General features: G+C 31.6%; 18 protein-coding genes. 14 read left to right on the top strand and 4 right to left on the bottom strand.

The window, feature by feature from the left end:
* Positions 1 to 229 precede the first annotated feature (229 nt).
* Complete coding sequence (locus ACFVQC_RS19850) at positions 230 to 433, bottom strand: hypothetical protein (protein WP_377898999.1); 204 nt, start codon at positions 431 to 433, stop codon at positions 230 to 232.
* Positions 434 to 897: 464 nt separating this feature from the next.
* Here ACFVQC_RS19850 and ACFVQC_RS19855 point away from each other — a divergent pair, with 464 nt between their 5' ends.
* Positions 898 to 2166, top strand: a complete 1269-nt coding sequence (locus ACFVQC_RS19855; protein ID WP_377895887.1) for a helix-turn-helix domain-containing protein — start codon at positions 898 to 900, stop codon at positions 2164 to 2166.
* Positions 2167 to 2384: 218 nt separating this feature from the next.
* Here the strand turns inward: ACFVQC_RS19855 and ACFVQC_RS19860 are convergent, their stop codons facing one another.
* Positions 2385 to 2972, bottom strand: a complete 588-nt coding sequence (locus tag ACFVQC_RS19860; protein WP_377899000.1) for a GNAT family N-acetyltransferase — start codon at positions 2970 to 2972, stop codon at positions 2385 to 2387.
* 285 nt (positions 2973 to 3257) lie between these two features.
* Here ACFVQC_RS19860 and ACFVQC_RS19865 point away from each other — a divergent pair, with 285 nt between their 5' ends.
* From ACFVQC_RS19865 to ACFVQC_RS19890, 6 genes are all read left to right on the top strand, one after another.
* Positions 3258 to 3626: a DUF3888 domain-containing protein gene (locus ACFVQC_RS19865; protein ID WP_002110384.1), complete on the top strand. Its 369-nt coding sequence runs from the start codon at positions 3258 to 3260 to the stop codon at positions 3624 to 3626.
* Between the two features lie 209 nt (positions 3627 to 3835).
* A complete protein-coding gene (locus tag ACFVQC_RS19870) occupies positions 3836 to 5455 on the top strand; it encodes a M3 family metallopeptidase (protein WP_377899001.1) in 1620 nt (539 codons plus the stop codon).
* A 33-nt stretch (positions 5456 to 5488) separates the two neighbouring features.
* Positions 5489 to 6190 (top strand): 5'-methylthioadenosine/adenosylhomocysteine nucleosidase, encoded by a 702-nt coding sequence (locus ACFVQC_RS19875; RefSeq protein WP_377899002.1) that lies wholly within the window; start codon positions 5489 to 5491, stop codon positions 6188 to 6190.
* Positions 6191 to 6219: 29 nt separating this feature from the next.
* Positions 6220 to 6894, top strand: coding sequence for an HAD family hydrolase (locus tag ACFVQC_RS19880; protein WP_377899003.1), 675 nt, complete (start codon positions 6220 to 6222; stop codon positions 6892 to 6894).
* A 97-nt stretch (positions 6895 to 6991) separates the two neighbouring features.
* On the top strand, positions 6992 to 7450 hold the full coding sequence (locus ACFVQC_RS19885) for a GNAT family N-acetyltransferase (protein WP_377899173.1): 459 nt from the start codon (positions 6992 to 6994) through the stop codon (positions 7448 to 7450).
* 98 nt (positions 7451 to 7548) lie between these two features.
* The gene (locus tag ACFVQC_RS19890; RefSeq protein WP_377899004.1) at positions 7549 to 8055 is read left to right on the top strand and encodes a DinB family protein; all 507 of its coding nucleotides are present in this window, start codon (positions 7549 to 7551) and stop codon (positions 8053 to 8055) included.
* Between the two features lie 52 nt (positions 8056 to 8107).
* Here the strand turns inward: ACFVQC_RS19890 and ACFVQC_RS19895 are convergent, their stop codons facing one another.
* The gene (locus ACFVQC_RS19895; RefSeq protein ID WP_377899005.1) at positions 8108 to 8524 is read right to left on the bottom strand and encodes a hypothetical protein; all 417 of its coding nucleotides are present in this window, start codon (positions 8522 to 8524) and stop codon (positions 8108 to 8110) included.
* Positions 8525 to 8645: 121 nt separating this feature from the next.
* Between ACFVQC_RS19895 and ACFVQC_RS19900 the strand changes: the two genes are divergently transcribed.
* The 7 genes from ACFVQC_RS19900 (at position 8646) to ACFVQC_RS19930 (ending at position 14688) form a co-directional block, all read left to right on the top strand.
* A complete protein-coding gene (locus tag ACFVQC_RS19900) occupies positions 8646 to 9293 on the top strand; it encodes a response regulator transcription factor (RefSeq protein WP_377899007.1) in 648 nt (215 codons plus the stop codon).
* A complete protein-coding gene (locus tag ACFVQC_RS19905; RefSeq protein WP_377899008.1) occupies positions 9286 to 10662 on the top strand; it encodes a sensor histidine kinase in 1377 nt (458 codons plus the stop codon). The genes ACFVQC_RS19900 and ACFVQC_RS19905 overlap by 8 nt, the downstream gene beginning before the upstream one ends.
* A gap of 136 nt (positions 10663 to 10798) precedes the next feature.
* The gene (locus ACFVQC_RS19910) at positions 10799 to 12595 is read left to right on the top strand and encodes a Xaa-Pro dipeptidyl-peptidase (RefSeq protein ID WP_377899009.1); all 1797 of its coding nucleotides are present in this window, start codon (positions 10799 to 10801) and stop codon (positions 12593 to 12595) included.
* Between the two features lie 310 nt (positions 12596 to 12905).
* Entirely contained in the window at positions 12906 to 13169 is a 264-nt protein-coding gene (locus ACFVQC_RS19915) for a hypothetical protein (protein ID WP_002147285.1), read from the top strand.
* A gap of 195 nt (positions 13170 to 13364) precedes the next feature.
* Positions 13365 to 13580: a hypothetical protein gene (locus ACFVQC_RS19920; protein ID WP_377895906.1), complete on the top strand. Its 216-nt coding sequence runs from the start codon at positions 13365 to 13367 to the stop codon at positions 13578 to 13580.
* A 210-nt stretch (positions 13581 to 13790) separates the two neighbouring features.
* Complete coding sequence (locus tag ACFVQC_RS19925; RefSeq protein ID WP_377895908.1) at positions 13791 to 14282, top strand: invasion protein; 492 nt, start codon at positions 13791 to 13793, stop codon at positions 14280 to 14282.
* A 175-nt stretch (positions 14283 to 14457) separates the two neighbouring features.
* Entirely contained in the window at positions 14458 to 14688 is a 231-nt protein-coding gene (locus tag ACFVQC_RS19930) for a hypothetical protein (protein WP_000789035.1), read from the top strand.
* Between the two features lie 256 nt (positions 14689 to 14944).
* Here ACFVQC_RS19930 and ACFVQC_RS19935 read toward each other — a convergent pair whose 3' ends face one another.
* On the bottom strand, positions 14945 to 15376 hold the full coding sequence (locus ACFVQC_RS19935) for a cytidine deaminase (protein WP_377899010.1): 432 nt from the start codon (positions 15374 to 15376) through the stop codon (positions 14945 to 14947).
* Between the last annotated feature and the right edge of the window lie 18 nt (positions 15377 to 15394).

Genomic DNA, 15394 nt, shown 5'->3' on the forward strand with positions numbered 1-15394 from the left:
GCGGATCCTCCAGAATATCTTACTATTTTTCGTGTTGAATCGTTTTTAGGTTTTACAATCATATTTATCGCCCTTTCATATTTACTAAATAATTCGATAAACTAACTTATAAGATGTGATATTTGGAATTAATCTATTAAGCCTATTTAAATCAAGAAAGATAGTTAACATTTGATGAATCCTTTTTAACTTCTAAAATAAATGTTTTATGCGAATGAAAAATATGTAATTATTTATTAACTTTCTCTTTAAAAGGTAAGAAGGTAGATAGAAAAGTAGTGATGGCTAGTGCGAAGCTGACTCTTTCAGTATGATCAATTACTAAGTCATTTTTCCACTGATAAAGGAAAGAAGTGATTATTAAAAGTAAAACAGCGCCTCCAACATATCTTACTATTTTTCGTGCAGATTCATCTTTAAGTCTTACAATCATGTTTATCATCCTTTCGTGTTTAATAAATGATTTGATAAACTAATTTTTAGGATTTGAAATTGATAATTCGTCTATTAAGCTCATTTAATTTATTAGGATTTACAATAGATATCTTCCATGTACTAGCTAAATGTAATTAACCATACGATCTAAATTAAGAATCGTAGTTTACATGAAGTTAAATCCTTTTCATTAAGTTTATCGTAATTCAAGTATATGGCGCTGTCTTTGTTAATAACAAGTAGTAAAATTGTATGAAAAAAATAGCCGGAAAAATCGATTTTTTACCATTTAATTTAACAAGAAGTATAGAAATAATCAAAGTATGAATGTACAATTTAAATAATCGATACATTTTTTTACATATGTGAGAATGCCCATTTTATATAGTATGAAAGATTAAGAAATACATAATGACTTAATTAGTAAAAAGCATGAAATGGTTAAATAGGGAGAGTAGAGAGATGGAAATTGGGGAACGTATTCGGCAAGTTCGTATGCATAAAGGATTAACACAGGGGGAGCTCGTATCAGAAATATGCTCAGTAACCTATTTAAGTAGAATTGAGAGTGGGAAAATAAAACCATCATCTTCTTTTTTAAAGAAAGTTTCTAAGAAACTGGATGTTGATGGCGATTATCTCATAGAAGGTAATCACGAGGAGATAAAGCTTACTATTCTTGAAATATGTAATAAATATAAAAAAGATAAAAGTATAACTGAAGCTGAATTATCCTCATTAGAATTATATGTTCGTGAAGTGGATTCAATCCCTTTATTATTAAAGGTATATGGTGTACTTATATACTATCATGCCCGCCAAAAAAACTTGTTATATGTGAAGTCGTTTGTAGATCAAGCTTCGCAAATGATACCAAGTCAGGTCGAAATGCAAGATCCTGAAGATTATATTTATTATTTAAAATCTCGAGGTTATTATTTTTATAATAAACAAGACTACATTGCTGCGCATGATATTTATGTACAGGCTGAGAGTTTACTTGGAGTAGAAGAAACTGAACAACATGCTCATATATACTATAATTTATGTCATGTATATAAGGAGCTTTATAAAGATAAAAGTATTAGTCGTTTGTATGCCTTAAAAGCTTTCAATATATACAGAAAAAACGGTATGCAGAAAAACGTAATAAATGCACTTTTAATGCTTGCCGTATTGTATATTATGGATGAGTTATATGAAAAGGCACTTGAAATTTTACAGCAGGTAGAAAATAGTTTGGCTACTAATGGTGATTCAAAGTATTTACCTATCATTTCTTATGATTACGGGAAAATTTATCAAGGTTTGAAAGACTATACGAATGCCATTAAATACTATGAAGAAACTTTGGAGTTAAGTGGATTTTTATCGGAGAAAGATCAAAAGGTATATGCATTACGAAACATGATAGAGGTGTACATAGAACTTAAAGATTGGAAAAATGTTAATAAAGTTATGGATGAAGCATTTCATTTTTTATCGATTTATGATGTACCAATTGCACATGTCCAACTATATGGTTTGAAAGCTAAAGTATTCAAAATACGTGGAGATTATTATGAATACGAGAAAAATATGCAAAAAGTAATTGAAGTGGGAGTAGAAAAAAAGCAACATCGCTTAGTTGCTGAATTATCCTATGAATTAGGTAACTTTTATAATGAGAATCGCTCTTATAAATTATCTGCGAAGTACTTTAAAATTTCAGCTGAAAATAAAATGGATTAAAACAGGGTTTCAGTAATATGTTTTCTTAGTTTATAAATTATTAGAGGTTATCCTAAAGATTACGTGTTTTAACGCTCTTAGGGAGACCCTTTTTTTATCCCACATTAGCAGTTCTGTATGGGAAGGAATCACAAAATACGAATTCCGTATGTGAAGCAAAATAAAAAAGAAAAAGCCAATGTCCTTATCATATGGGAATTGGCTTTTGTTTATCTGTATTATAGAAACTGACCAACTGGAAAATCAAGATTAATAGTGGTATGGCGCAATATTGATTTATGAGATTTCGCTTTCTTTGAAAACAAACGCATTAAAACAGCAACTTCTAATGATGCACTAGATAAAGCATCTTCATCTTCTCTACCAATAAGCATTACATCCGGTATAACAGGCCAAGAACCAGCACGATTATAAAAGGGAGCTAAAGATGGTTTACACGTAAATATCCCGAAATCTATATCGCTTTGTTTTTCAATCCATTCGGTAGCGGCAGTAACTGTATGTAAACCTAAACCTTGACCATGATAATCTGGATCAGTCGCTACACAACTCAGTCCGGCTATATTAAATGGTTGTCCCTTATGATGGATAGTTTTGCGCACTACACCTGCATAGCTGACTAGCTTTTCATCTATATAGGAATAAAATGAGTGTACATTAAATTCTTTAAGATGTGTTTCAGGAATTTCCCCCTCAGGCAGGGGATCGGAATCTGGCCAAACCCGCTGTAGCATTACAGCAATTTCGCGTCGTAATGCATCAGATACTTGGCTATAGTCTGTCGATTGTACAATATGAGTAGTCATAAGTTATTTTCTCACTTTCTTCTATGTTTAAATTCACATATATATCGGTAAAATTCAGCATCTTTAGATTGTTAGGTTGGTATTTTTTTTTCGATCTGTTTGAAATATATTTAAAAATCAGTTCCAGTCATTCGAGATAGCATAAATGTTATTAAAAAGATTGACTCGCAAGTAAAAGCTCTGATTTATTTGATGCTTAGTAAGCTAAGAATAACATAAAAAGAATAGTCATTATTTTTTAGAGCATCCTAAAGTTTATCATCTAATAAGCCTGGAGTGAATCTCATGCTAAAGAGTAAACTATCCCTAATAATTTACGGGATTTTAATAATGGTCATATTTGCATCTCCGAAAGAAGGAAACGCAGCTAACATATCTGATAAAGATTTTTATGATTCATATAACACTTTATTGGCTCCGTATGCAAGTCGAACGATTCAAAGCAAACTTGGACCTTCGCATCAGTATAGTTTAACTGATGCGAAGGTTATAAAAATTGACAGATCCCCAAAATACACTTTTAACTTCATTGTCGTTGCAAAGTATCGAACTTATACAAACGCCCATAACCCACCAAATCATGTTGTAACAATTACTTATAACATTAATCCAAGTGGAGTAAAAGTTATAAACTTCAAACAAAAGAAAGAGTAAATAAACAGTGTAGTCTATACGAACCTAGAAATTCCCTAGAAGAAGTAGTAATACTTACAACTCATATAAATAGGAAGAAATAGAAAATGAAATATCAAATTACATTCATATAAGTTTGAATATTTTAAGATATTAAAATTTAGATAGTTCATATATAATAGTGAAGAGAGTGGTGTTTTGTAACTATTTGTAAAAAAGGAGGGTGCAAAATGAATAAAATAATACAAGCCCAATCTCGATGGGATTTGGACAGGCTATATCCTCAAAAACAAAACTTCACGTTTTCTATAGAAACGATAGAAAGATTAAAAATTGAATATAAAGCAACAAAAGACTCAGTAATCCTTTCACAACTTATACAGGCTATTGAAAAAGCAGAGTATTATTTATATTGCCGTGCTGCTGAAGATGAGAAGCATCCTGAAGATACTTTACTAAGTGTAAAAGTAAATCAATTAAAGAAAGAAGTTCAACTATTAATAGAATCTAGTAAGGGACAAAGTGTTAATGCAAATCATTCAAGTATTAAACTAATAGAAAATGAACTAAAAGCTTGGGAAGATATGTACATACAATTACGGAATAAATTAGAAATAACTCATGATAAAGAGACTTCATCTTTTGGACAAGCAAATTACGTTGCGATGAATAGTGATGATCATAATGAAAGGTTAAAAGTATTCGATTCTCTTACAAATGCTTTGAATAAGGAAAAAGAAATCTTTGCTACTGTATTGAATCAAATAGGAAGATTACGTAACACAAAGAGTAATGAATTAGAAAGGAGAGCAGTTCTAACTCAATCCCTTCAAATGAATGGCATTTCTGAAGTTGTATTATCACAAATGTGGGATGCAACGGAATCTAAACTTGATAAGCTAGTAAGTGCTTTAAACGCTTTTAAAAAGGAAAAGAATTCGATTACATGGCATGAACTTATGACATTAAAAGAAAGTAATGAGACCGTTATTCCTTTTTCAGTAGCAGTAAAAAATATATATGATGCACTAAAAAATATAGATGAAGAATTAGCAGAATTTGCACGAAATGCAATAGCAAATGGATGGGTAGATGCGGAACCAAGAGACAGTAAACCACCAGGTGGATTTTGCGCTCCTTTTTTCAGTGAAAAAGAATCGCGAATCTCTATGCGTTATGACGGAAGTATCGATAGTGTAAGAGTACTTGCTCATGAGTTAGGACATGCTTGGCATTTTTATAATATGAGTTTTGATCGATCTACTTCATTTTTAGATGATTATCTGCCAATGAGTACAGCAGAATCAGCGTCTATTTTCTTTGAGATGGTGCTTGTAGATCACTTAATAAAAACAGCAGAATGTACAGAAATGAAAAAGGCATTGCTTAGCTGGAAAATTAGAAATAGCTTTAATTATGTTATGGCAATTCGTGCATCGTTCCAGTTCGAAAAGAGTTTTTATGAAAAAAGTAAAGAAGGTCCTATAAGTGCTGATGAAATTGAGGAATTATCTATAGCAGTGCAAGAAAAGGCATACGGAAATGCACTAACAGAATATCAGCCGTTTGTTTGGATGAAATACGTTCAGTTTTATATAGCAGATGTTCCTTTTTATAATTATCCATACACATTTGGTTATTTAGTAAGTTTTAGTTTACTAGAATTAGCGAAAGAAAATAAAAGTGAATTTCATTTGAGGTATAAAGAATTTTTGAGAGAAACGGGGAAAGCCCCAGTTGAAGAACTTATGCAGATACATTTTGAAATTGATTTAACAAATTATGAGTTTTGGGATAAATCTTTTATACAAATAAATAAAGATATTGATGAATATTTGCAGATTATGTAGGGGGAGAACAAATTAATAAAGGGGACTACACACATGAACAGAATCGGTATTATCGGAGCAATGCAAATAGAAATAGACTTACTATTAGAAAAACTGCTTATTAAAGAGGAACATACAGTTGCCAACATGCCTTTCTATAAGGGAGAGTTCATGGGTACAGAGATTATAATTACTCGCTGTGGTGTAGGGAAAGTAAATGCAGCTGCATGTACACAAATATTAATTAGTAAGTTTGATGTAGACTCTATCATTAATACAGGTGTTGCGGGTGGATTACATCCGGATGTGAAAGTTGGCGATCTAGTTATTTCTACAAATGTTACGCATCATGATGTTAATAAAAATCAAATGAAGAATCTATTTCCGTTTCAAGAAGAGTTTCATGCAAGCGATGAATTAAGAGATTTAGCCCGAAAAGCTGTTAATAGTAGTAGTTTAAATATTACTGTTCATGAAGGAAGAATCATCAGCGGAGAATGCTTCGTCGAGGATTCAAAATTAAAGGCGCAATTAGTCACTGAATATGCACCTCATTGTACAGAAATGGAAGGAGCGGCAATTGGACATGTTGCTTATATAAATGACATACCATTTCTAGTTTTGAGATGCATTTCTGATAGTGCAGATGATGAGGCGCAAGTTTCATATGATGATTTCGCGAAAACCGCAGCGAATTATTGTTCAGAAATTATTGTTGAGATGCTTAAAAATATTTCGAGTAAAGCTGTATTGTAGTTAATACGTAAAGAATGGGAGAGTATAAAATGTTGCAAGCACTAATTTTCGATATGGATGGAACTTTATTTCAAACAGATAAAATCTTAGAATTATCACTAGATGATACATTTGATCATTTACGCTCACTACAATTATGGGATGCGGAAACACCTATTGATAAATACCGTGAAATTATGGGTGTTCCTTTACCTAAAGTTTGGGAAGCGCTATTACCTGATCATTCAAATGAAGTAAGAAAACAAACAGATGCTTATTTTTTAGAGAGATTAATTGAAAACATAAAGAGTGGGAAAGGTGCTTTATATCCGAATGTAAAAGAAGTTTTTAATTATTTAAAAGAAATTGGTTGCTCAATTTACATAGCTAGTAATGGTTTAACGGATTATTTAAAAGCAATCGTATCTCATTATGATTTAGAGCAATGGGTTACTGAAACGTTTAGTATCGAACAAATTTCATCGCTTAATAAAGGTGACTTAGTAAAAAATATTTTGAAAAAATATGATTTAAAAGGGGCAGCGGTAGTTGGAGATCGTTTATCTGATATTAACGCAGCTAAAGATAATGGCCTAATTGCGATTGGATGTAATTTTGATTTTGCACAAGAAGATGAACTTGCTCATGCTGATTTAGTAATTGATGATTTAATGGAGTTGAAGGGGATATTACCAGAATTGAAGAATACTTACATAACAAAATGAATAAGTTCACATTCAAATGAATGCTCAGGATGATATATTCTTGGGCATTTTTATTTTTCAAAAAGATACATTTGGATAGAGAAAGTGGGGGATTAAGCTGGAAGATATACAAATTAAGCAGATTGAAGATTTGTTTAAATATGAGATCAATCATCTTGTTATGGAAAGTAAAGAAGAAAGATTTAACTTCTTAATAAAACTAATAAATGAATATGAAAGTAGAAGAAATACATTTAGTAAAACGGGTGAATGTTTATATGGCATTTTTCGAGGTGATACGTTAATTGGAATTGGGGGGGTAAATCAAGATCCGTATACGAAAGATAAAAAAATTGGTCGATTAAGAAGGTTTTACATTGCAAAAGATTACCGGCGGAAAGGATTAGGGAGGTTACTGTTAGGGAGAATCTTAAGCGATGCAAAAACCTATTTTACTATTGTTGTCTTACATACAGATACAGAACAGGGGGATCACTTTTATACTTCGAGTGGATTTGTGAAAGGGACAATGTATGTAGGAACGAGCCATTATCTAAACTTAGATAAAAGGATGTAGTGAATTATTATTAACCTTTCGATAAGAACATTTGTTCCTATTCGTGTGGATTAATGGTATAATTTATCTAAATCTATTATTAGAATGGGGATTAGATGATGGGAGAAAATAAAATTATTAATGATTTTAAAGATTATTCAATTTGGATAACCACATTGAGAGATATGAAAGAAGCATTGTGGACAGCGCCATTATCAGAGGGGAAATGGACTATTGGTGAGATTGTATCTCATATTATGAACTGGGATGACTATCTTTTACGTGAGACATTATCATCAGTGAGAGATGGACAGGGAATGGAGTTCCCTGACTTTGATACATATAATAAACTAGCCTCTTATTATGCAAAATCAGGTATATCTAAGAGGAAACTTCTTGAAGAAGCACAAGCTAAAAGAGATTTACTTGTTCAAGAGCTTAACCGACTGTCTATTGGAAAGTTAAAGGAACATTTAACTGCCAATGGAGTATCATATTGTCCTCATACTGGAATGCCGTACTCTCTAATATATATTATTAAAGAATTCGTAGATCACGATAACCATCACAAAAGGCAGATTATTAATTTTTTAAATGAAAATAATATAAAAAAATCAACTTGTTAACTGATTAAGAAAGATCCCACGAATGATAATTGTGGGATCTTTCTTAAATTAATTATAATTTAACATTCATTTGTTTCAATAATCCCTTCGGATCACCTTTTACATAATAAAAATGCGGATTATTCTCATCATCGTAAAGCATAATGTAAGGTTTTTCATTAAGTGGGAGAAGGATGAGTACTTCATCGATTGTTGTATGTAACCATTGATTTGTAATAGGAACGGGTTTCGATAACGGGATTTTTATCATATGACCATCTCTCGGAACGACATTTAAGTTTTTAAATGGACCAGTAACTGATTTTGCATATTGAACTGCTTCTTTTTGAATAGCCGCATCTAAAGATTGCTTTTGGACTACCATTTCTTTTTTGCAATCAAATACTTCAATTTGTTTATTTGTATTTGCGAACGCATTTGTTGATAATAAAAAGAAGAGAAGAGTAATGACTCCTATTTTTTTGAACATGAAACAACACCTCACACTTACTATACCCTCAAACATTGTAAATATTTTTATGTCACATTGATGTAACAAAGAAGTTGTATGATAAAATTGATATTTGTTTATAGGTAATGGAGGAAATGTAATGAAAGTATTAATCGCAGATGATGAACAAGATATGTTGAAAATTTTAAAAGCTTATTTTGAAAAAGAAGGCTTCGAAGTTTTATTAGCAAAAGATGGAGAGGAAGCACTTCAAATATTTTATGATGAGAAAATTGACTTAGCTATTTTAGACTGGATGATGCCGAAAAGTAGTGGTATTACTGTCTGTCGGGAAATAAAAAAGAATTCGAGCGTGAAAGTATTAATGCTTACTGCGAAAAGTGAAAGTGAAGATGAATTAGCGGCTCTTCAAAGCGGGGCAGATGAGTACGTAAAAAAACCATTTCATCCAGGCGTGCTAATTACGCGAGCGAAAAAGCTTGTACAGCATGATGATGTGATTCAAGTTCAAGATTTAAAAATAGATTTTACCAAAAATAAAGTGTATAAAAATGAAAAAGAATTAGACATTACAAAGACGGAATTACAATTAATAAAATGCTTTTTAAATCATAAAGGCACGATTTTAACGAGGAAAAAGTTGTTAGATATCGTCTGGGGATTTGATTATTTTGGAGATGAGCGAACGGTTGATACACATGTAAGAAGATTACGTAAAAAAATAGGAGAAAATATTATAAAGACACATCGTGGTTTAGGGTATAGTTTGGAGGAAGAGTGTGAATAAGCTTGGTAAGAAGTTATTTTTCAGCATTTCCTTAACAGTCATTCTTATTTTTACGATTTCTTTATTATTGATTAACTATTTTTTACCAAAATATAATGTTCACAAAACACGTGAAAGTTTAGATGGGATTACAGCACAAATACAGTCAATACCGCGTAAAGAACTGGATGATGCTATAAATCGTATTGAAAATGAAGGTAATGTTACGATTGCTTACACATCAATAAATAGTTCAGAAGATGCAATTAATGAAGATTTACGCATGCAACTTACAAAAAAGAGAGTTGCATTGAATAAACTTTGGATTACAAAAGAAGAAATTACGAAAGTGAAGAACCTCGGACAATCGAATAAAATATATGATCAAGAAAAGATAAAATCTAGTTTTTTTGCGAAATACATTGCGAAAGATGATATGTTGATTTTAGTAGGAGTTTCTATCGCACATTCTAATGAAGTGATTAAAACGCTTAACACACTTTACTTATACATTTTAGGATTCTCAATAGTTCTTATTATTGTTCTTGTTTGGATTCTTTCAAAAACAATCACTACTCCGCTGAAAGAATTGAGTGATGTCGCAGAAGATATTTCACGTCTGAAATTTAAACGGACGAAAGTTAAAACGAATGATGAAATAGGTGATTTAGCAAATAGTATTAACATCATGAGTGATAAATTACATGAGGCACATCAAGATTTAACAGATCGAAATGACCACTTAAAACGATTTATGGGCGATGTAACTCATGAATTAAAAACACCAATCGCATTAGTAAAAGCATATTCTATGGGAATAAAAGATGGTTTAGATGATGGCACATATGTCGATACAATCATTAAACAAACAGATCAAATTTCAAATTTAATTGAAGAGTTATTGCGATTTTCTAAACTAGAAAGAGATATTTTACAAAAAGAAGAATTCCCTATTGAACCACTAGTCCAAAGTATAATAGATAAGCATAAAATTGAATTGGAATCGAAAGAAATCAAGTTGCAAGTGAACTATAGTGCTGGTGATACGATTGTTTATGCTGATTTAAATAAAATGAGAATGGCCTTTCAAAATTTAATCTCTAATGCGATAAAATATACAACGAATCAAAATATACAAATCACATTAGAAGAGAAAAATGACGTTGTGTATTTTCAAATTCAAAATGGTATTGCTACTGAGGGAATTAAAGAAATAGATAAAATTTGGGAACCTTTTTACGTATTGGAGTCTTCACGTAGCAAAGAAAAATCAGGTACTGGATTAGGATTAGCGATTGTAAAAAGTATATTAGAAAGACATGGTTTTGAATACGGAGTTTTGGTAGAAGATGGAGAAATACAATTTTATATGTATATAGAAAGGAACTAATTGTTATTAGTTCCTTTTCTATTATCTTGAAAGATTCTAATGTTTTATAATTTTCTAAACTTTCCGTAAAATATAAACTGAATTTTCTGTATTTTTGATGTATAGTAAGAGAAGGAATATATGGGGAGGGAAGGGCATGAAGAAAAAGAAATTAGCAATAACACTTTCAGCTATATTATCTTTAACAATTACTTCAGGAGTTTCTAGTATGACTGCACATGCAGAAAATAAGGAAGGGAGCTCTGTAAAAGGGAGTGATGTTAAGTTAAATGGTCAAGTTTCAGAAGCTTTAACTCCAAACACAAAAATTCAATTGGAAAATGGGATGACGAAACCAATCTATTCTCTTGATGAGGCAATTATTGAAAATTTATTTGTAGAGACAGAAGTCGATAGTGATAGAGATGGTAAGAAAGATCGAGTATCAATTAAAGTTATGCGTCCAAAGACAGAATCAAATGTAAAAGTTCCTGTTATATATGAAATGAGTCCATATCGATCTGGATTAAAAGACGTTCCTGTTTATAATGTTGATGAAGAATTGTATGCGTATGAAGGAAAACCGTATGCAGCGGTTAATCTTGGTTCATACGGCAATTATTATGTTCCAAGAGGATATGCAGTTATTTTAGGTGAAAGTATCGGAACTGGAAAATCAGATGGATGTCCGACAACCGGAGATGAACAAGAAATACTAGGGACTAAGTCTGTTATTGATTGGGTGAATGGTCGTGCAAAAGCATATACAGAGGATGGCAAGGAAGTAAATGCAAATTGGTCTACAGGAAATGTAGGAATGACAGGAGCTTCTTATAATGGGACATTGCCAAATGCTGTCGCAACGACTGGAGTGGAAGGGTTAAAAACAATTATACCAATTGCAGCAATTAGTAGTTGGTACGATTATTATCGTGCAAATGGAGCAGTTATTGCGCCAGGAGGTTATCAAGGAGAAGATACAGATAATATGGCTGAAGCAGTACTGACAAGAAAGAACCCTGAAGTTTGTGGTCCGATCATTAAAGAACTTACTGCTGGACAAGATCGTAAAACAGGCGATTATAACGACTTTTGGGATAAGCGTAACTATGTAAAAGATGCTAAAAATGTGAAGGCTAGTGTGTTTGTTGTTCACGGGCTAAATGATTGGAATGTAAAAACGAAGCAGTTTGCACAGTGGTGGGAAGCTCTTGGTGAAAATAATGTTCCTCGTAAAATGTGGTTACACCAAGGGGGACATGGCGGGACATCAAGTAATAACTGGCAGCAAACGCAAAATAAATGGTTCGATTATTGGTTATATGGAATTGAAAATGGGGTTATGGATGAACCGATGGTGGATGTACAACGTGAAAATAAGACATGGCAAAAAATAAAGAATTGGCCAGATCCAGCGGCTATACCGTCAAAAATCCGTATGTATTTAAGTAATAAAGCAGTCAATCTACCATTAAGTATGGGATCAGTAAACAAGGTTTTCTCATTAGTAGATGATGCAAAAATAAAATCGAATCAATTAGTAGAAAACCCAGAGCTAGAAATAGCGAACCGATTAGTATATACAATGCCTGTACTGCAAAAAGATATGCGAATAAGTGGGACGCCGAAAATTTCAATAACAGGTAATATTGATCGGTCTGTTTCAAATTTAACCGCTTTACTCGTTGATTACGGCGGAGCGAAGCCTGAAATTGTAACGAGAGGTTGGATGGATCCACAAAACTTGAATAGTATAAATAATTCAACAGCGATTCAACCTGGTAAAGATTATACATTTACTTGGGATATGCAGCCAGATGATTACGTATTTAAAGCAGGACATCAAATAGGAGTTGTTTTAATCGCAAGTGACTACGATTATACAATTAGACCGAAAGCAGGAACAAAGCTTACGGTGAAATTGAGTGAAGTGACATTGCCTATTGTAAAGTAAAGGTTTATTAATGAGATTGAAGAGCTTACTACTGTGAGCTCTTTTATATTTAGTGGATCTGTTTACTGATACTTCATAAATAAATGTTTCAGTTATTTTGCATTATTTTTAGAGACAAAATTTGAGTACTAAAGAAGTATCCTTAATGATTAAAGGGAAGTTTCGTAAAATACTTAAATATTGTTACACTTTCATTGTCCAAGCACTCTCCTAATAACCACATATACTATTTATATTAAAGCCAGTCACTATTATAAAGAGGGCTGTTTTTTTAATATAAATGATAATTTAGAAAGTAGGGAGAGTAAATTTGGAAAACGAAGAACAAGGAAGAATTGAAAATCAAGTGTATTCTAATCGGGTTGTAAGATCAGAATTTGATAAGCATTGGGAAACTTGTATTTCCAAAAGTGGTTATGTAATCTATGTAGCGACAAGTGACCATGCTGAAGTAATAGTGCTACTTTCAGATGGTTCAAGTAAATTATTGATCTTCGAAAAAGGCGGTAAAGTAGTAGTAGGTGGCGGTGGAACGAGTCATTACAGCAAACCACATATTGCAAGAAATATTTAAGGTAGAGCATGTTAATTGAGAAGATGCTGGTAGCCTTATAGCCTTTAATTTATGTTTGGAAATAAGCATCCTAAAGTAAGTTTTTGTTTTAGATTCTGGCGTTTTTTGTAACAAAAATAAGATGAAAAAGATCTTTAACGTATAAAGGTCTTTTTTGTTTTATTCACAAATAAAATTAATGGAGGTGAGCTAATAATGAAAAATATTGGAGTAACCTATGTTCTTTCAGGAGTTCTCCTATTCGGCCTTACATATATAACTTCCGCAATTTACGCGGGTTCATTAGAAATTTGGGATAGAGCAAGCGGAAAATTCTTTACTGCATTTTATGAAATTCATGGCACAACTTTATCGATAATTTCAATTTGTTTTATAATAGTGGGGATATACTGTATACATAAAAAAGTGTAGTGAAAAACAGTCAGCCTTTCATGTACTATACATGAAAGGCTGACCATTTTTATGTATTGAAGGAGTCTTTTTAGAAGAATTGCAGTTTTCAGATGGATAGTTAAAAATGTAACTACTTATGTATAATTAATATCATTTCGTCAAATGAATGTCACATAAAAGTTTTATAGTGTATGTAGAAAGTGAAACATACAAAAATCAGGAGATGGAATGATGAAAAAAGCGCTACAATATATATTCATATTACTTACGTTAGTTACTTTAAGTTATGTAATTTATACCAACTATGAAAAGCAGAAAGAAATTAAAAATAATAAACAAGTAATTAGTGAAGTTGCAAAGAGGTATGGTATTCCAGATTGGATACCATTATCTATTGCTGATCATGAAACGAAGTTTAATCGAAAAGCGATAGGCGATAAAGGAACATCTTTCGGTCTATTTCAATTACATCGTGGTGGTTTAGCACCAGCGCAATTATCGGAAGAGAGCTTAATGGAATCACAAATAAATGCAACAATAGCGATTTCTAATATGGTTAAATCGTATGAACGCGGTGTGAGAAAAGGATTGGTTGATTGGGATTTACTTAAATACGTTGCCAATACATCAGGATGGCCAGGAAACTTAGGGGGAGAATGGACGGATAATAATACGAAATATAATAAAGGGCTAGAACAATCATATCAATTATATAAATAAGAGAGATACATATAAAAGGCATTTCCAATTTGGGGAAATGTCTTTTATATGTTATAGTATAATAGTGTTTAAAAGGTATTCTATATCGATATATCTTTAATTTTGTTATGTATTATTTTTATATTAAATAATTGCTAAAATCATTTTTTTATATAAGGAGTAATAATTAGGGAACATGAAAAATATAGATTTTATACTAGAAAGCGACGAAACATTAAAACCGTCAGAACGATTAGTACTATTATTATTAGAGAAGCATAGAATGTTATACACGAATGATCTATTAGCTCTTTCAAATTTATCATATAAAACATTAACGGATTCACTAACAGCACTCGTTTTAAAGTCTTATGTACTGAAAGATACAGGTAAGGGAAGAAGACAGAATTGTTATAGATTAGTATGATAAGATTAGTAACTATAGATATTTTATATATGATTTTTTCAAATGTAAGGTAAAACACATTTTTTATTTTCGAATGAAAAAATCTATTATGGAGTATATATATATTTAAAATTCATTTTTTTATTGTGTTTTTTCTAGTGATAGAAATAAGAAAAAATAAACTGTATAAAAATGAAATATAAAAAAACAATCCGTTTTTAAAACGGATTGTTTTTTATTGGAATAATATTATTTGATAAATTGAAAGCATGAATGATTATTCTACTTCACTTGTATACTTTTCAGGTAATAATTCCATTACGCTACATTTTACAAGTTCACCATTATAAAAAAGTATAACGTTTGTATTTTTTCCGTAATCACTTATTAATTCTCGGCACATACCACATGGAGCGACAACCCAACATTTTTCTATATCTTCATGAGGATGTGGGTGAGCAATTGCTACAATGGTATCAAATTCATGATCACCTTCTGAAATAGATTTTCCGATTGCCATAGCTTCACCGCATACTGTTATTCTTCCAACATTTGCTTCAACATGTACTGCTGCATACACATTACCCGTTTTGGTTCGTACAGCTGAACCGATATGATGACGACCATATTTATAGTTTTTTTCGATTACTTTTTCAGCGGCTCTAATTAAATCATAGTCTCTCTCCTTTATTAAGCATAATACGACCATCTTAAAAGGAAATTTAAA

The organism is Bacillus sp. NPDC057893 (assembly GCF_042796455.1).
Lineage (GTDB): Bacteria > Bacillota > Bacilli > Bacillales > Bacillaceae_G > Bacillus_A.